Here is a 16632-nt window from a genome sequence, read left to right as displayed (position 1 = left end):
ACCAGCCTAGACGGTTCAGGGGATTTCGACCGGTCTTCAGCGGCGGCGTCGACTGGGCAGGCCGATCTGCTGGGACCAGATCATCGCCCACACAGCGCCTAAGATGGCGAAGAGTCCCGGGAACAGGATCCCGAAGCGCAGTGAGGCGACCGTGATGACCAGTGAGATGAGGGTCGGTCCGGCCAGTTTGCCGCCGTTGGAGAAGATCGCCCAGATGCCTAGGAAACGGGCGCGTCCGATCGCCGGCGACAGATCGGCACCGATGGTCATGTTCACACCCGCACCCAGACCGTTGCCGAAGGCCATGACTGCTGCGGCCGTGATCATGCCGGTCAGATCTGGACGCAGCACCATGACGATGAAGCCGGATCCGAAGATCGTCAGGCAGGTCACCAACGTCGTCGTCCGCCCGAGGTGGTCTTTGATATAGGCGCCGAGGAACATGAAGCCGAGTTCGAGGGCGGCGCCGAAGGCGATGAGGAGCGAGATCGACGATTCGTGCATCCCGATCTCGACTCCCCACAGCTGGATCACCACGGGCTGAGCCGACCGAGCCACCGTCAGTGCAGCGACCGAGATCCCCACGAGGACCACAGCCTTCCACCTCACGTCGAGGCGAGGGCGGGGAGGCTCTGCTGACTTCAGCGCCTGACCCGGATCGGACGCACCAGCACCGGAGTTCCCGCGGTCCGAGTAGCCGGGGATGTGGGCGATGGGCAGGGCCATGACGACGATGGCGGCGATGGCTGCGGCGCCGGCGAAGACGAACACCGACCACAGCGGGAAGGCGAGCATGAGGCCGGCGCCGGCGATGGGGCCGATCAGGTTGCCCACCCGCTGAGTTCCGCCCAGCGCCGTCATCGCCTTGGCCAGATCCTTCGCCGGCATCACCTCGGCGACCACTGCCTGCCGGGCCAGGCTCCACACATCGGAGACCGGCGCGAAGAGCATGAGCGCCACCGTGTAGAGAACAAGAGAGGCAGGCGAGTCCCAGAGGAAGGCCGCGACGATCCCGCCGAGGACGACGACCGCGGTCATCGTGGCGACGAGCATCGCCCGGAAGTCGCCGAGGCGGTCGATGAGGATCCCGGCCGGCACAGTCGCGACAAGGGACACTGCGCCCATGATGCCGACGATGGCAGCGGCGAAGGAGGAACTCGAGCCCAGATCGAGCGCGCCGAGGACCAGAACCGGAAGCATCGCGCCCACACCGACGGCGAAGAGAAGGGACGGCGCGAGGACCGGCCACAGGATGGGTTTGAGCACCTGACCAGTCTAGACGCCTGCGAATTCAGCCAGCGGGGGCGATTGCGGGCAGGCACACTTCGAAGCGTGCCCCCGCCTCGGTGTTGGTCACGCCTACGGTCCCCGTATGAGCCTCGACGATCCCGCGGACGATGGCCAGCCCCAGACCGGCATTGCCGGTGAGCGCCCCGCCGCCATCGACCCTCGGGTCGCCGGTGATCGTATCGTCGCCGGGGGTGCGTGCCGGTGAGCCTCGCCAGCCAGTGGTGAAGACCTCGGTGAGTGCCTCGGACGGGATGCCGCCTCCGTCATCGGTGACGGTGAGCACGGCCTGCCCCTCAGCGTTCCTGTCCGTCTCGAGGACCACTTCGGTGTTCGCCGGTGTGTGCTGAAGCGCATTCATGAGCAGATTCTCGATCACCCGGGTCAGCTCTCGGGGGTCACCGGCCACGATGACGTCGCTGAGTCCGCGCGCGTGGATTCGGACGTCCTTCGACGCAGCCACGGGACGCAGCTCGGCCACCGCATCGGAGACGAGGTCGTAGAGGCTGAGCTCGATGCTCTCGAGCTCGAGAGCCCCCGACTGGATCCGTGACAGGGCGAAGAGATCGTCGACCATGCGCGAGAGCCGATCGATCTGGACGCGGATCTTCGCATAATAGCGCTGCCGGTCCTCGACCATCCCGTCCTCGAGGGCCTCCGACATCGCCTTCAGGCCGGCCATCGGCGTGCGCAGATCGTGGGCAATCCAGGCGACGAGCTCGCGCCGCGAGCGGTCGAGCGCAGCAACTTCGTCCCGGGAGTCGGCGAGCCTGCGGCTCGTCGCGACGAGTTCGGCACGCAGCAGCGCGGTCTCCGAAACATCCTTCGGATCGCCGAGGTCGCCGAGCCTGCGGCCGTCACCGACCTCGGCCGTCAACGCCCGCAGGTCCTCGTGCTCACGGGTGATGCCGCGGGCGAGGAACCATGTCACCGCGATCGTCGACAGCAGCGAGGCGAAGGCCACGGTGAGGAACACGTAGAGGTCGTGCTCGGACAGGTACATGGCCGCAGAGATCGCGATCATCCCGGTGAGCACGGATGCCAGGGTCGTGGCCACGATGATCGTCAGCCGCACTCTCAGTGATCGGCGCCTGCCCAGCCACAGTGCACTCACGCCGAGGGTGCCGACTGCGGCTGAGCACAGGAAGGCGACGAGGAAGATCCGCAGCATCTCCGGCAACGGCAGCATCATCGGGCAGTCCCGTCCGCAGCGTCGCTACTGACCGCGGCATCTCCACTTACCGCCGCATTGCCACTGTCCGCAGCGTCCGGGACGTCGAAGCGGTAGCCGGCGCCCCACACAGTGGTCAGGAACTTCGCCTGAGAGGGCTCGTCCTCGATCTTCTCTCGCAGCCGTCTCACCGTCACGGTGATCGTCGACAGATCCCCGATCTCCCATCCCCACACCGTCCGCAGCAGCGTTTCACGGTCGAAGACCTGATGAGGGTGTTTGAGGAAGAAGGCGAGCAGGTCGAATTCTCGAGCCGAGAGCTCCAATGGGATCCCATGTCGGGTGACCCGATGGGCAGAGACGTCGAGGTGGAACGGTCCCAGGTCGAAGGGGACCTCGGGTGTGGACTCGGTGATGGTGCGCCGGAGGATGGACTGGACCCGCAGCACCAGCTCCTTGGGGGAGAAGGGCTTCGTCAGATAGTCGTCGGCACCGGCTTCGAGGCCGTCGATGCGATCCTCGGTCGCGGACAGCGCGGTGAGCATGAGCACCGGCACCGAGGTGAAGGCTCGCAGCCGGCGGCACACCTCGGTGCCATCGATGCCGGGCAGCTTGCGGTCGAGGATGACGAGATCGGGCACCGCCTCGGCGAGGGCCTCGAGGGCTTGGAAGCCGTCGGTGACCTCATCGACGAGGAAACCGGCGGCGCGCAGATAATTGCGGGCCACCTCGGCGACCGTGGGATCGTCCTCGACGAGGAGGAGACGGCGATCGGCCAGATGAGGGTCCACAGCGGCATGGGTCATGGCTTCAGTCTAAGAAGCCGCACTCGGTTCGGATACCGTTTCGCGCCGACGCTCGGAGCTTAGACTGTTCCCAGCGGAAATCGGCCCCCATGCGAAGGTGACAGAAATGAGCAGTGCAGCCGCGCACCGAACCCGGTTCCGACTGACCCCGATGCGACCCCGAGACCCAGGTGAGGACTCTCGTGCGGCCAGTTCGCTCGAGCTGTTCTTCGACCTCGTGTTCGTCATCGCGGTGTCCATTGCCGCGAGCAATCTGCATGATACGGTCACTGCCGGCCACCTCGGCGCCGGTCTGGGCAAGTACCTCATGATCTTCTTCGCGATCTGGTGGGCGTGGATGAACTTCACATGGTTCGCGACCTCATTCGACACCGACGACTGGCTCTACCGGGTGATGACGATCGTGCAGATGGGCGGGGTGCTCATCCTGGCCGCGGGCATCGGACCGGTCTTCGAAGACGAGAATTTCCTCGTCCTCATCCTCGGCTACATCCTCATGCGCGTGGTCATGATCGCGCAGTGGCTGCGCGCGGCACGGCATGCGGGCAATGCGCGAGGGGCGACGCTGACCTACGCCTGCGGAATCGGCATCGCGCAGGTGCTGTGGGTGGCGTGGATGAGCATCGATGATCCGGCGATCTCACTGGCCGGGTTCCTCATTCTCGTCCTCGCCGAGGTGGCCATCCCCGTCATCGCGGAAGCGCGGGGGACGACACCCTGGCATCCCGAGCACATCACCGAACGCTTCGGCTGCTTCACGATCATCGTCCTCGGCGAGTCCATGCTGGCCTCGGCGAACGCGGTGTTCGGAGCGTTCGAGGACAGTGTCGACCTCGTTTCGCTGGTGTCTCTGGGCATCCTCAGCCTGCTCGTCACGGCGGCCATGTGGTGGATCTACTTCTGGCCGCCCCACCACCGGGCGATCGGCAGCCTCGGCGGTTCGCTCGCCTACGGCTACGGCCATTACTTCATCTTCGCCGCCGCCGGAGCATTCTCGGCCGGGGTGGGCATCGAAGTCGATTCGCAGCTGGGCAACAGCGCGCTTGACCCGGTGCTCGCGACCTTCACTGTGTCCGTGCCGGTCGCGGTCTTCGTCCTCGGCGTGTGGATGCTGGCGATCAGGGCCAACGCCTCAGGGGTCGTCAACGCGGTCATCCCAGTGTGCGCGGTCCTCGTGCTCCTCGATCCGATCATCCCGGTTCCGACTTTCCTCACGACCTTCTTCATGATCGTCATCGTCATCACCCTCATCGTGGCAACGCCGAAGGGGGACGAATCGTCCACCGTCGCCGAGGCGAGAGCGTGAGTTCGGGAGTCTGAGCTCAGTTCGGGAGACGGCCTCCAGCCATTCGGCGGACAGCAGTTCCTCGTCGGTGGATCCGATGACGAAGTCTTCGAGTGCCCGGGCACTGCTGCGGTTGAACTCGCGGATGACGAAGTCGGCAGCGGCATGGGCTGCGGAGTCGCGACTCTCGTTCCGCGACGGAACAGTGACTGGTCCGGGGGCCCGCTCCCTCCATCTCTCCCTGCCTCCGGCGCTGCCCTCGATCTGGCGGATGAAATCGTGCCGAGCGAGCTGGCGCAGGTGGTAACTGGTCGATCCGGTGGATTCGCCGAGCCTGCCGGCCAAGGTGGTGGCCGTCTGTGGGTGCAAAGGAAGATTTGCGAGGAAAAGTTTGCCTTGAATTCCCATTCGATGTTCGGGCAGAAGTGGCACCCTGGTCATATGAGCCTTAGACATGTCATCCCGCCCTACCTGCTCGATGCGATCGCCGAACGCGGAGGCGAGAAGTTCCCCCGAGCCGCCCGCGCCGCGCGCAGCTGTCAGGTCTCCGACGAATCCTGTCGCAAGCTGCGCGCCGAGGGGCTGCGCTACACGCCGGTGGCCAAACCGAATGGGGGAGCGCGGGACTCCCAGGGCACGGTGCACTCTCAGGTCATCGGTGCCGGTGCCGGGGTGAACCGACTCATCCACGACGCACAGGGCACCGAGACCCTGCCGGGAGTCCTCGTCCGCAGCGAGGGCGAGGAGTCGGTGTCAGACGAGGCAGTCAACGAAGCCTACGACGGGCTCGGCGCCTCCTATTCACTCTTCGCCGAGGCCTTTGACCGCAACTCGCTCGACGGCAAGGGGATGCCGCTCATCGCCAGCGTCCACTACGGCCAGGACTACGACAACGCCTTCTTCGACGGACGGCTCATGGTCTTCGGCGACGGCGACGACGAGGTCTTCACCGGCTTCACCGGGTCGCTGTCGATCATCGGCCACGAACTCAGCCACGGCGTCATCAGCCACACCGCCGACCTCGAGTACCTCGGACAGCCCGGTGCGCTCAACGAACACTGCGCCGACGTCTTCGGAGCCCTGACCGAACAGCACGATGCCGGGCAGAACGCCGAGGATGCCACCTGGCTCATCGGCGCCGGCATCTTCACCCCCGAGGTCACCGGCACAGCGCTGCGTTCGATGCTCGCGCCCGGAACCGCCTACGACGATGACGTCCTCGGCACGGACCCGCAGCCTGACCACATGGACCGCTTCGTCACCACGGAGTCGGACAACGGCGGGGTCCATCTCAACTCCGGCATCCCCAACCGCGCCTTCGCGCTCGCCGCCACCCGCCTCGGCGGCCCGGCATGGGAGACCGTGGGGCAGGTGTGGTTCGCCGTGCTGACCGGATCCGATATCACCACCCGCACCGATTTCGCTGGCTTCGCGGCCCTGACCATCGCCGAGGCGATCGCCCAGTTCGGAGAGGGATCCGACGTTCACGACGCGCTCGTCCAAAGCTGGGACGCAGTGGGCGTCACCCGTGGCGCAGGCCGCGGAAACGTGGGGAGCAGCTGGTGAATGAGGAGGCGCCTCGTCCGAGCGACTCGGCCGGTGCGAGCGATGGGAGCAGTGGCCGCAGCGACGGCTTCGGCCACCTCGTCGTCGAACGCAGCGGTGGGATCGGCGGGCTGCTGCTCGTCTGGGACCTCGATATCGACTCGAGTGAGCATCGGGAGGAGATCGGTCCGAAAGTGGCAGAACTCCCGTGGCAGGGCGACACGAGCTCGCAGACTGCCGGCGGTTGCGGTGCCGGGGCCGACAGGTATGTCTATGTGATCGAGAGTCGCTTCGGCCTTGTGCGCTTCGGCGAGGCCGAGATGCCGGGGGAGTGGAAGAGCCTCGTCGAGCAGGTGCGCGAGATCGCCGCCCCCGAGCGGAGTAGGCCCGGTGCGAATTGATGTTGCAGACTCAGTCCGTGCGGACGTAGATTGCAATAGACTGCTTGTCATGACTCATGACGACTCCACCGCGGCCAAGAACGAACGGGACCTCGAAGACGGCATCCACACGGACCTGCGGTCGACGATGACCTACAGCTCCTACCTCAGCCTCGACCGCCTGCTGACGTCCCAGCACCCCGTCAGCGAACCGGTCCACCACGACGAGCTGCTGTTCATCATTCAGCACCAGACCACTGAGCTGTGGTTCAAGCTCGTCATCCACGAACTTCTCGACGCACGCAACCTCATCGCGGGCGACCAGCTCCAGCTGGCCCTCAAACGCATCGCCCGAGTCAAGCACATCCAGAAGACCCTGACCGAGCAGTGGTCGGTGCTTGCGACTCTGACACCGAGCGAATACGTCGGCTTCCGCGATGAGCTGGGCCAGTCATCGGGCTTCCAGTCCTGGCAGTACCGGGCCGTGGAATTCCTGCTCGGAAATAAGAACGCCGGCATGCTGCAGGTCTTCGACGGTGAGCCCGAAGCCCGTGCGCAGCTAGAGAAGTACCTCAACGAGCCGAGCGTCTACGACGAGTTCCTGCGTGCCCTTGCCCGCCGAGGCCTTCCGGTTCCGCAGCGACTGCTCGATCGGGATGTGAGCGTGGCGCACACCTTCGACGAGGAGCTTCTCGACACCTTCCGAATCATCTATGAGAACCCGCAGGACTACTGGCTGGAGTACGAGAGCTGCGAAGAGCTCGTGGATCTGGAGGAGAACTTCCAGTTCTGGCGCTACCGGCACATGCGCACGGTGCTGCGGATCATCGGAATGAAGCGAGGCACCGGCGGGTCGAGCGGCGTCGGCTTCCTGCAGAAGGCGCTCGACCTGACATTCTTCCCCGAGCTCTTCGACATCCGCACCGGCATCGAAAACGGCCCCGGCACCGCGAATGGCCCGGGGCTCTGAGTCCGATCGTCGATCTCGATCACACGCCCGGCAATCCGACCTCCTTGCTGCGGACCTTCGTCGGACTCCACCTGCGCGAGCTGGGCGGGTGGATTCGGGTCGCCGCTCTGCTCGAGCTCCTCGCCACCGCCGGGGTGTCATACTCCTCGGCCCGCAGCGCGGTCTCAAGGCTCAAGGGCAAGGGTCTGTTCCTCCCCGAGGAGCGGGAGGCCGTGGCCGGGTATCGATTGGATCCCGCGGCTGTAACCGACCTGGAACGCGGCGATCGCCGGATCTTCTCCTACCGCGGACAGAAGGACGACGAACCCTGGTGCCTCGTGTCCTACTCCCTGCCCGAGGTGGATCGGTCCAAACGAGTTCAGCTGCGACGAGCGCTGACAGGGTTGGGCTTCGGTGCAGTCACTGATGGACTGTGGATTGCTCCGGGGCATCTGCGAGCCGAGGTCGAGGACGCTCTGGAGAACCTCGACGTCCGAGAGCGGGCGACGATCTTCATCACGCAGACACCGCTGACGGCCGAGCCCTTCGCCCAGGCCGCGGCGAAATGGTGGGACCTGGACGCGCTCGCTGCCTGGCACACCGAATTCCTTCACCGGTACGAACACGCCGGTTCAGCCCCGCAGCCACGTCCCGAACCCCGTGAAGCATTCGTGCTGTGGCTGCGTTGCGTCGACGACTGGAAGACGATCCCCTACGTCGATCCGGGCCTTCCACCCAGCGCCCTGCCCGCGGACTGGCCCGGTCAGAGGAGCGTCAGACTCTTCGCCGACCTGCGCGCCACGTACGCAGAGCCTGCCCGCGCCCACGTCCGGAAGGTCGCCGCAGGCAGGTGACCCGCACGGGTCGATTCAGCGCAGAAGCGTGTCGACCGTGAGCGGGAAGTAGGGCGATTCGGGATCGACGAGGTCGGCGTGATCGGCACCCTCGGCAATGGTCAGCCTGGCCGGGAACGTCCGTGAGAAACTGATGTCGACCGTCTGATCCCGGTCGCCGTGGAGGATGCGCAGATCCACCCGAGAGGGGATGAGCAGCACTCGAGAACGCGGATCCTCGCGCAGATACGTCACCAGATCCTCCTCCGGCCGTGCCCCCATGTAGCCGAGCACCGCGCCGTCGCCCAGCCCGTCCTCGACCTCCCGGAACAGGTCGGTGATCGGGGCCAAGGGTCTGAGCCGGAACTCGGGTCCGTCCTCGCCGAGGTGGCTCGCCCAGGCCAGCACCAGGCATCCACCGGCGGAGTGGCCCGTCACGACGAGATGGTTCCGTGCCCGTGCGTTCACATTCCAGTCCGACAGCGAACCGTTCGCGAAGGCAATGGCGGCGGTGACGTCATCGAGGCAGTTGGGCTGCCCACCTGCGCGTCGGTACTCGATGAGCACGCACAGCACCCCCGCCTCGGCGAGGGTGACGGCCATGGGCCGGGCATGGGCGAGATCCGTGCGCTGACGGAAGTAGCCGCCATGGACGAGGATCACCGTCGCCGAGGCGGTGCCCGGGTCGCCGTAGACCTCAAGGAACTGATCGGACTCGGTTCCGTAGTCACACCTGAAGACCGCCCGTTTCGAGCCGAGATCGGCACCGGCGTCACCCAGAGCGGCAAAGCGCTCGTCCTGTCTCATTCGGGTTTGCGCACGCGTGTCAGTTCGGGAAGCTTCGCAGTGAGCTTGTCGCCCGAGGACTGTCCGCGCAGGCGCCGACCGACCCAGGGAGCGAAGTGCTCACGGGCCCATTTCGACTCCTCGCTGACTGCGGCGCGGATCGGCCGCGTCGGGCGTGCTGGCATCGCGAACCCTGTCACGGGCAGCGAGTGTCCGCTCTCCAGGGTGGCCAGTGCCTGATTGGCGACGAGGTCGTGGCCTTCGGGTGAGAGATGGATCCGATCATCGGCCCAATTCTCGGCGGCGTAGAGCGGGCGCAGGCCCCAGACATCGATCATGTGGCAGCCGTGACGCTGCGCGATCGACCACAGATGAGTGTTGTAGATGCCCACGCGCGGACGTACGGCGCGGATCAGAGGTGAGCTGATCTCCGTGTCGAAGCCGTTGCACATGAGTACCTCGATGCCGGCTTCGCGGAAGGCGACGACGGCGCGTTCGAACTGATCGGCCAAGTCATCGATGTCGGCCGTCGGGCGCAGGCAGTCATTGCCGCCGCCGCAGAAGCTGACCAGGTCGGGTTTGAGAGCGAGTGCTTTGGGCACCTGCTCATCGATGATCCGATCAAGGAGACGCCCGCGGATGGCCAGGTTGGCGTAGGTGAGTTCGGAACTGCCCACGGGGGAGTCGACGAGCTTTCCGGCCAGACGATCGGCCCATCCCAAGTACCGGTCCTCTTGGTTGGGGTCATGGTCCATCAGCCCTTCACTGAAGGAGTCGCCGATCGCGACATATGACGTGATGGTCTGGAGCATCGCAGGGTCCTTCTCTCATTGGTTCTCTGACTCCGAACTATACTGAATCGGCCCTGCCGGAATCAGGTCGGACCGCCTTGCCGCAAACGGATCGGACTGCTGCAGACCCCGGCGGCACCGCGTCGTGACCAGTGCCGATCGCCTGGCGTAGACTCGAATCGAGACGGATCTCATCTTTGAAGGTCACTGCAGAAGGAGCACAATGTATCGTTCGGTTCCGGTTCCCGAGATCACTGATTTCGCCATCACCAATGCTCGGATTGTGCCCATCGCAGACGCCGACGGCAGACGTGTCGAACCGATCGAATCCGGCACGATCCTGGTCTCGAACGGAACCATCACCTCGGTGGAATCCGGCGCCGGCTCCGCACAGAATCTGCCTGCCGGCACGGAGATCATCGACGCCGGTCGACGCTGGGTCCTGCCGGGATTCATCGAAGCCCACGGCCACCTCGGCGTCCATGAGGATGGTGAAGGCTGGTCAGGTGACGATACGAACGAGATGACGAATCCCAATGGTGCCAGCGTGCGTGCCCTCGACGGCATCGACCCGAGTGACATCGGATTCAAGGACGCGCTGCGCGGGGGAGTCACCTCGGCGCTCATCAAGCCGGGATCCGGCAATCCGATCGGCGGGCGCACCGCCTTCGTCAAGACCTGGGGTCGGATCGTCGACGAGATGCTCGTGACGCAGGATCTGTCCGTGAAGTCCGCACTGGGAGAGAACCCGAAGCGCGTCTACGGTGAGAAGAACGTCACCCCGTCCACGCGCATGGGAACTGCGAAGATCTTCCGCGATGCCTTCGTCGATGCGCAGAACTACCTGGCGAAGCGGGCCCACGCCGAAGCCGAAGGCACACCCTTCGAACGCGACCTTGTGAAAGAGACCCTGGCAGATGTCCTTGAGCGAAAGCTCGTCTTCGACCAGCACTGCCACCGCGCCGATGACATCGCCACGGCCATCCGACTGTCCGAGGAATTCGGCTACCGACTGGTCATCAACCACGGCACCGAGGGCCACAAGATCGCTGATTACATCGCCGACAAGGGCATCGACGTCATCCTCGGGCCCCTCATGACCAGTCGGTCGAAGGTCGAGCTGCGCGATCGCACTTTGGCGACCGCTGGCGCCTTGGCCAATGCCGGGGTGCGCATCGCACTGACCACCGACCATCCCGTCATCCCCATCAACTTCCTCATCCATGAAGCCTCCCTGGCCGTCAAGGAAGGCCTCGACCCGGTCATCGCGCTCGAGGCGCTGACCATCAACCCGGCCGCGATCTTCGGACTCGATGACCGACTGGGCTCACTGGCACCGGGTCGCGACGCCGACCTCGTCATCTGGTCCGGTGACCCACTCGATCTGAACTCCCGCGCCGATCAGGTGTTCGTCTCAGGCCGCAAGGTCTTCGAGCTCGACGCCGCAGCAGGTTCTGCCGATGTGGCGGACCCATTCGGCCCGACTCTCATCAGTGAGCCGTGACGGACGACAGCACAGAAGAGGCCCCCACCGCCGAGGTACCGGTCGACGCCCAGTCGTCGTCCGGTCCTGAGCACGGTGCGAACCAGGCCGAGGCCGGATCCTCGGCGCTGCAGGAACTGCTCGAACTCTCTCGTCAGCAGCGCCTGCAGGAGTTGCGCGAAGCACCGACAGGAGCACTGAAGTCCGAGGACGTCGATCCCGCAGGCCCGAAGTCACCGAGAGCGACGACAGCCAAGTCGAAGCCGAAGGCCGACCATAGGGGCGCCTCCCAGCGGGTCGCCCAGCGCGTGGCCAGACGCACCGTGGGCAGGCTCGTCTCCGGTGCCTCGGTCAACACCCAGCCGGTGCCGATCGTCACCGCCCTCAAAGGCAGCCCGTACAAGGCTCCGGTGCAGGCCAGCGAGCCCGCCGAGGACGAGGCCAGGATGGTTCTCGACCTCGCGGCCGATATCGCCGCGATCATGATGCGTGCCGGCGCGGGCACCTCCGACATCGAGGTCTCCGTCATCGCGGCCTGTGCGGCCTTCGGGCTGACGACTGCCCAGGTGGATCTGACCTCGAACACCCTGACCGTGCACTATTCGACCTCCGATGGCCGTCTCATGACCGTCATGCGCGTCAACCGGGGCGAATCCATCCACTTCGCGAAGCTCGGCTCCGTGCACAAGCTCGTCACCGACCTGGTTGCCGGAAACCTGGGATTCAATGATGCCCGGAGCAGACTCGACGCCATCAGATTCCAGCGGCGTCCCTATCAGGAATGGTTCGTCACCGGTGCCTGGGGGCTGATGGTCGGCAGCCTCGTCGTGCTGCTTGGCGGCGGACCCGTTGCAGCAGTCCTCGGAATCGTCATGGCGATCTTCATCCGGGAGAGCGGCAAGTTCATCGGCCGCACCAGTCTGCCCAATTTCTTCATCACCACGCTGCAGGCTACGATCGCGACCCTGGTGGCGATGGTGGCCGGGAACTTCGGCATCATCGAATCACCGCAGTACCTTGTTGCTGCCGGAATCGTACTGCTTTTGCCGACGCAGTCTTTGTATTCGTCTGTCCAAGACGCCCTGACGAACTTTCCTCTCACCGCGGCCGGGCGAATGGTGGGAGTGGTCCTGACTCTGGCCGGCATCGTTTCGGGCTTGGCACTGGGAGTGGTGACCGGCGAGGCGATCGGCCTCGACCCGATCGAGGTTCTCGTGCCCAAGACCGGTGTACACGTCCTCACCGCGATTGCCTCGATGATCGCAGCGGCAGTCGTCTCAATGGCGGCCGTCGTCGCCATGCAGTCGACGAGGCGGTTCATCCTGCCGGCCGCGTTCGTCGGTCTTGCCTCCTACATCACGATCACGGTGCTGACGGTCCTCGAGATCGACAACGTTCTGGCCAGTCTGCTGGCAGCGACGGTGACCGGTTTCCTGGCTCGACCGCTGTCCCTGCGCTTGGGCGCACCTGCCATCGTGCTCATGATTCCTGCGATCTACACCCTGCTGCAGGGACTGTCGATCTTCACCGCCGTCTATCAGATCGTCGCCGAAACCGAGACGACTTCCTTCGCAGTGGGGCTGTCCTCGCTGTTCACCGCAATTCTTGCCAATGCGGCATTGGCCGTCGGTGCTGTGCTCGGCAGCTACCTGGCCCGGCCGCTGAAGAACCTCAAGGCAGACGCTGTGGAGAAGACCGCCGAATCTGCGCGCTCGAATGAATCGACGATCACTCTTGACACGGTCGAACCCCGCGACTGAGTGCCGGCAGGTTCACTGGCTGCCGAGTCAGTGTTGGCCCGCTCAGCATCGGCCCGTTCAATGTTGGCCCGCTCAGCATCGGCCCGCTCAGTCCTGGGGTGGGAGGGCCCAGTCGATGGGCGGTATGCCCTTTTGTCCCAGCAGGTCGTTCGTCCGTGAGAACGGTCGGGATCCGAGAAAGCCTCTGCTGGCCGACAGCGGCGACGGATGCGCGGACTCGATGATCGCGACCTCGGAGCGACCCGACTGCAGCAGCGGGACAAGATTCCTCGCGTCACGGCCCCAGAGAATCGCCACGAGCGGCTGATCACGGTCGACGAGTGCGGCGATCGCGGCTTCGGTGATGGCCTCCCAGCCGCGTCTGCGGTGGGATGCGGGCTCGCCCGGTGAAACAGTGAGCACCCTGTTGAGCAGCATGACTCCCTGCCGTGACCACGCCTGCAGATCACCATGTGCGGCAGGTCCGATGCCCAGGTCGGAGTTGAGTTCCTTGTAGATGTTCGTCAGCGACCGGGGGAGCGGATGCACCTCGGGGTCGACGGCGAAGGACAGACCGATCGCATGTCCAGGGGTCGGATAGGGATCCTGTCCGACGATGAGCACCTTCACTTCGGCGAGGGGCTCGGCAAAGGCACGGAACACCTTGTCTCCGCTGGGCAGATAACTCCTGCCGGCGGCGATCTCCTCTCGCAGGAAATCGCCCATGGCATGGATGCGATCGGCCTGGCCAGACAGCGCCGTGGCCCAATCGGGGGACATGATCTTCGTCAGTTCGGCTGTGGACGTCATGGCCGCGATTCTACCGATGGGGTGAGGCTCGGTGCCGATGTGCACACAACGCAGATCGGGTGTGCATCATCGCCTACCCTCCCACCATTCTTTTCGGAGCCAGGCAGACGATATGCTCGACGACAAGAGTTCATCGCAGAACTGAGTAGGTGAAAGGATCACTATGTCGCAATTTCCCGAGGCCACGAACTGGAAGATGTTCATCGGCGGAGAATGGGTCGAAGCTGCCGACGGTGACAGGAAAGACGTCATCACCCCCATCGATCGCAATGTTGTGATCGCCACTGTGGCCAATGGCAAGGAAGAGGATGCCGATCGCGCCGTCAAAGCTGCTCGGAAGGCATTTCCCGAATGGGCAGCGCTTCCGTTCAAGGAACGTCAGAAGATGCTCATCCGCTGCGCCGACGCACTTGAAGCCGCTTCCGAGGAACTGGCCCAGCTGACCGCGATCGACACCGGCAACGCTATCCGGACGCAGGCCCGTCCGGAGACGATCATCCTGGCCGACCTGTTCCGCTACATGGGCGGAGTCGCCGGCGAGGTCAAGGGCAACACTCTGCCGGCCGGTGACGGACAGCTGCAGTACACGAAGCGGATGCCGCTCGGCGTCGTCGCGGGAATCCTGCCGTGGAACTCGCCGCTGATGATCGCGGCCTTCAAAACCCCGGCTGCGCTTGCCGCGGGCAACACGATCGTCCTCAAATGCGCCGAGGATGCACCGCTGACGATTCTGAAGATGGCTGAACTGCTCGCCGACATCCTGCCGGCCGGCGTCCTCAACGTCGTCACCGGCAAGGGTTCGGTCATCGGTGAAGCGCTAAACGTCCACCCTGACGTCGACAAGGTCTCGTTCACCGGTTCGACGAACGTCGGTCGCCACGTCGCCGAACTGGCAGGCGGACGCCTCGCTCACTCCTCGATGGAACTCGGCGGCAAGAGCCCCAACATCGTCTTCCCCGACTCGAACGACGACGACACTCTCCAGCAGGTGCTGCTGTCGACTCGCTTCGCACGTCAGGGTCAGTCCTGCACGATGGGTTCGCGTCTGTTCCTGCACGAGGACATCTACGATGACTTCCTGGGCAAGCTCGTCGACGCAGTGTCGAAGATGAAGGTCGGCGACCCTCGAAACGAGGACTCCGACATCGGCTGCATCATCAACGAGAAGCAGTACGACCAGGTGGCTGACTACATCGAGATGGGCAAGTCGATGGACGGCGTTGAGATCGCCTACGACGGTTCGGACTCACTCGAGGTCGGCGAACCCGGTTTCTACCACGCGCCCGTCATCTTCTCCAAGGCCAAGAACGAATGGCAGACCAGCCAGGAAGAGATCTTCGGTCCCGTCCTCTCCGTCATTCCCTGGAAGGACGTCGACGAGGTCATTGACATGGCCAATGACAGCGAATTCGGTCTCGCAGCGTTCGTGTTCACGAAGAACGTCGATGCCGCGCTGACTATGGCCAATCGGATCGAATCCGGCTGGGTCCAGGTCAACCAGGGAGGTGGCCAGCTGGCCGGGCAGTCCTACGGCGGAATGAAGACCTCCGGCTTCGGTCGTGAGGCCTCGCTGGAGGGCATGCTCGAAGGCTTCACCCAGATCAAGCAGGTCAACATCCGCATCCGCTGATCAGCTCTCGCTCGACTGGTCATCCGATTCGGACCACCGGCCGGCACTCTCGACCCACTCTGCTGTGGGCGACTCACCCGATGTGGTCGATCGCCTGCAACAGGGTGGGTTGTCTGGTTGTCCGCCTCTGAGGGGTGTTGGCGGGAATGCGAAGCCGCGATGGTGAGGATGGAAAGCTGCGCTGGCGGACGCGCGACGGCGCGCCGGGAATTTCAGTCCTGTCGTCCGGGCGATAATATAGAGGCAACGATTCATCTCGAAGGAGCACAACGTCTATGCCGCAGAACCAAGGCGCACCCGAACTGAGCGAGCTCGAGGTGTCCGTTTTGGAGTTCGAGCGGCGATGGTGGAAGTACGGTGGAGCCAAAGATCATGCGATCCGCGAACGGTTCGACATGTCTGCCACAAGCTACTTCCAGATCCTCAATTCCCTGCTCGATAACCCAGCCGCTCTTGCCAGTGACCCAATGCTGGTCAAACGCCTGCGTCGCATCCGCACCACGCGGCAGAGCGAACGAGCACAAGCCCGCGTCTCGAGGTAGACATGACTGACGAATTCGACGAGATCGAAACTGGACGACGCAGCGGAGCCCATCGACAGGAGTCCGCGGCGCAGTCGAATGTCGGTGCCATCGCACTGGTCATCATTCTCGCCCTTGTTGCCGTTCTGCTGGTCGTCGCGGCTATCAACATCATCACCTCGTCGATGAAGGATCCCGAGTCCGACGTCGCCGATTCCGGGTCCGACAAGACCTCCTCGGCGAGCCCATCGCCGAGCGAGAGCGAAGTCAGCGTCGCAGACTCATCGCTCACGGTTGACGTCCTCAACGGTTCCGGAGTCTCCGGAACCGCGAAGAAGTTCTCCGAAGCGGTGGAGGAGGAGGGCTGGGGCCTTGGCGAAGTCGGCAACTATTCGACAGGGCTGACCGACTCCACGGTCTACTACGCTGATGAGGCGAATGCCTCGCAGGCGAAGATGGTCGCCGATGCGCTCGGCATCGAGGCCGTCGAGTCGTCGACGGACTTCGACACCGACATCACTGTCGTCATCTGTTCGGATATCGCCGAACGCGGACCCGAACCCAGCGGGGACGGTTCGGGCGAAGGCGGCTCGGGCGAAGGCGAGGGCTGAGAATC

Annotated in this window: 16 protein-coding genes; 10 read left to right on the top strand and 6 right to left on the bottom strand. The window is 64.6% G+C overall.

Features of this window, described 5'->3' with window-relative positions; all coding sequences use genetic code 11:
* Positions 1-36: 36 nt before the first annotated feature.
* The 3 genes from HX613_RS18970 to HX613_RS18960 are packed head-to-tail and all read right to left on the bottom strand — an operon-like array spanning position 37 to position 3264.
* Entirely contained in the window at positions 37-1266 is a 1230-nt protein-coding gene (locus HX613_RS18970) for an MFS transporter (protein ID WP_235346773.1), read from the bottom strand.
* Positions 1267-1291: 25 nt separating this feature from the next.
* The gene (locus HX613_RS18965; RefSeq protein ID WP_235346772.1) at positions 1292-2479 is read right to left on the bottom strand and encodes a sensor histidine kinase; all 1188 of its coding nucleotides are present in this window, start codon (positions 2477-2479) and stop codon (positions 1292-1294) included.
* Positions 2476-3264 carry a response regulator transcription factor gene (locus HX613_RS18960; RefSeq protein ID WP_235346771.1) on the bottom strand — a complete coding sequence of 263 codons (789 nt, stop codon included), beginning with the start codon at positions 3262-3264 and terminating at the stop codon, positions 2476-2478. Before HX613_RS18960 ends, HX613_RS18965 begins: the two co-directional genes overlap by 4 nt.
* Positions 3265-3370: 106 nt before the next feature.
* Between HX613_RS18960 and HX613_RS18955 the strand changes: the two genes are divergently transcribed.
* From HX613_RS18955 to HX613_RS18935, 5 genes are all read left to right on the top strand, one after another.
* On the top strand, positions 3371-4570 hold the full coding sequence (locus tag HX613_RS18955) for a low temperature requirement protein A (protein ID WP_235346770.1): 1200 nt from the start codon (positions 3371-3373) through the stop codon (positions 4568-4570).
* A gap of 420 nt (positions 4571-4990) precedes the next feature.
* Entirely contained in the window at positions 4991-6115 is a 1125-nt protein-coding gene (locus HX613_RS18950; RefSeq protein ID WP_235346769.1) for a M4 family metallopeptidase, read from the top strand.
* Complete coding sequence (locus tag HX613_RS18945) at positions 6112-6495, top strand: hypothetical protein (RefSeq protein ID WP_235346768.1); 384 nt, start codon at positions 6112-6114, stop codon at positions 6493-6495. The genes HX613_RS18950 and HX613_RS18945 overlap by 4 nt, the downstream gene beginning before the upstream one ends.
* A gap of 49 nt (positions 6496-6544) precedes the next feature.
* The gene (locus HX613_RS18940) at positions 6545-7444 is read left to right on the top strand and encodes a tryptophan 2,3-dioxygenase (RefSeq protein WP_235346767.1); all 900 of its coding nucleotides are present in this window, start codon (positions 6545-6547) and stop codon (positions 7442-7444) included.
* Positions 7445-7488: 44 nt separating this feature from the next.
* Positions 7489-8277, top strand: coding sequence for a PaaX family transcriptional regulator (locus tag HX613_RS18935; RefSeq protein ID WP_235346766.1), 789 nt, complete (start codon positions 7489-7491; stop codon positions 8275-8277).
* Between the two features lie 15 nt (positions 8278-8292).
* On the opposite strand, the gene HX613_RS18930 is transcribed toward HX613_RS18935, so the two are convergent.
* Positions 8293-9063: an alpha/beta hydrolase gene (locus HX613_RS18930; protein WP_235346765.1), complete on the bottom strand. Its 771-nt coding sequence runs from the start codon at positions 9061-9063 to the stop codon at positions 8293-8295.
* Positions 9060-9854 (bottom strand): SGNH/GDSL hydrolase family protein, encoded by a 795-nt coding sequence (locus HX613_RS18925; protein ID WP_235346764.1) that lies wholly within the window; start codon positions 9852-9854, stop codon positions 9060-9062. Before HX613_RS18925 ends, HX613_RS18930 begins: the two co-directional genes overlap by 4 nt.
* A gap of 202 nt (positions 9855-10056) precedes the next feature.
* Between HX613_RS18925 and HX613_RS18920 the strand changes: the two genes are divergently transcribed.
* Together HX613_RS18920 and HX613_RS18915 are read left to right on the top strand one after the other, a co-directional pair.
* A complete protein-coding gene (locus HX613_RS18920) occupies positions 10057-11337 on the top strand; it encodes an amidohydrolase (RefSeq protein ID WP_235346763.1) in 1281 nt (426 codons plus the stop codon).
* Positions 11334-13076, top strand: a complete 1743-nt coding sequence (locus tag HX613_RS18915) for a threonine/serine ThrE exporter family protein (protein WP_235346762.1) — start codon at positions 11334-11336, stop codon at positions 13074-13076. The genes HX613_RS18920 and HX613_RS18915 overlap by 4 nt, the downstream gene beginning before the upstream one ends.
* Before the next feature lie 87 nt (positions 13077-13163).
* Here HX613_RS18915 and HX613_RS18910 read toward each other — a convergent pair whose 3' ends face one another.
* Positions 13164-13865 carry a uracil-DNA glycosylase gene (locus HX613_RS18910; RefSeq protein WP_235346761.1) on the bottom strand — a complete coding sequence of 234 codons (702 nt, stop codon included), beginning with the start codon at positions 13863-13865 and terminating at the stop codon, positions 13164-13166.
* Between the two features lie 163 nt (positions 13866-14028).
* On the opposite strand from HX613_RS18910, the gene HX613_RS18905 reads away from it, so the two are divergent.
* The 3 genes from HX613_RS18905 to HX613_RS18895 all read left to right on the top strand — a co-directional run bounded on the left by HX613_RS18905 (position 14029) and on the right by HX613_RS18895 (position 16627).
* A complete protein-coding gene (locus HX613_RS18905) occupies positions 14029-15495 on the top strand; it encodes an aldehyde dehydrogenase family protein (RefSeq protein ID WP_235346760.1) in 1467 nt (488 codons plus the stop codon).
* Between the two features lie 275 nt (positions 15496-15770).
* Positions 15771-16037, top strand: coding sequence for a DUF3263 domain-containing protein (locus HX613_RS18900; RefSeq protein WP_009881872.1), 267 nt, complete (start codon positions 15771-15773; stop codon positions 16035-16037).
* A 2-nt stretch (positions 16038-16039) separates the two neighbouring features.
* Positions 16040-16627, top strand: coding sequence for a LytR C-terminal domain-containing protein (locus tag HX613_RS18895; RefSeq protein ID WP_235346759.1), 588 nt, complete (start codon positions 16040-16042; stop codon positions 16625-16627).
* Positions 16628-16632 lie beyond the last annotated feature (5 nt).

It is taken from the genome of Brevibacterium sp. UCMA 11754 (assembly GCF_021532275.1).
Classification (GTDB): Bacteria; Actinomycetota; Actinomycetes; order Actinomycetales; family Brevibacteriaceae; genus Brevibacterium.
This window is presented reverse-complemented; position numbering and strand designations above follow the sequence as displayed.

Excerpts from the sequence above, each read along its gene's own strand:
- HX613_RS18965 (WP_235346772.1), bottom strand. The coding sequence starts at position 2,479 with ATGATGCTGCCGTTGCCGGAGATGCTGCGGATCTTCCTCGTCGCCTTC.
- HX613_RS18960 (WP_235346771.1), bottom strand. The coding sequence starts at position 3,264 with ATGACCCATGCCGCTGTGGACCCTCATCTGGCCGATCGCCGTCTCCTC.
- HX613_RS18955 (WP_235346770.1), top strand. The coding sequence starts at position 3,371 with ATGAGCAGTGCAGCCGCGCACCGAACCCGGTTCCGACTGACCCCGATG.
- HX613_RS18950 (WP_235346769.1), top strand. The coding sequence starts at position 4,991 with ATGAGCCTTAGACATGTCATCCCGCCCTACCTGCTCGATGCGATCGCC.
- HX613_RS18940 (WP_235346767.1), top strand. The coding sequence starts at position 6,545 with ATGACTCATGACGACTCCACCGCGGCCAAGAACGAACGGGACCTCGAA.
- HX613_RS18930 (WP_235346765.1), bottom strand. The coding sequence starts at position 9,063 with ATGAGACAGGACGAGCGCTTTGCCGCTCTGGGTGACGCCGGTGCCGAT.
- HX613_RS18925 (WP_235346764.1), bottom strand. The coding sequence starts at position 9,854 with ATGCTCCAGACCATCACGTCATATGTCGCGATCGGCGACTCCTTCAGT.
- HX613_RS18920 (WP_235346763.1), top strand. The coding sequence starts at position 10,057 with ATGTATCGTTCGGTTCCGGTTCCCGAGATCACTGATTTCGCCATCACC.
- HX613_RS18910 (WP_235346761.1), bottom strand. The coding sequence starts at position 13,865 with ATGACGTCCACAGCCGAACTGACGAAGATCATGTCCCCCGATTGGGCC.
- HX613_RS18905 (WP_235346760.1), top strand. The coding sequence starts at position 14,029 with ATGTCGCAATTTCCCGAGGCCACGAACTGGAAGATGTTCATCGGCGGA.
- HX613_RS18900 (WP_009881872.1), top strand. The coding sequence starts at position 15,771 with ATGCCGCAGAACCAAGGCGCACCCGAACTGAGCGAGCTCGAGGTGTCC.
- HX613_RS18895 (WP_235346759.1), top strand. The coding sequence starts at position 16,040 with ATGACTGACGAATTCGACGAGATCGAAACTGGACGACGCAGCGGAGCC.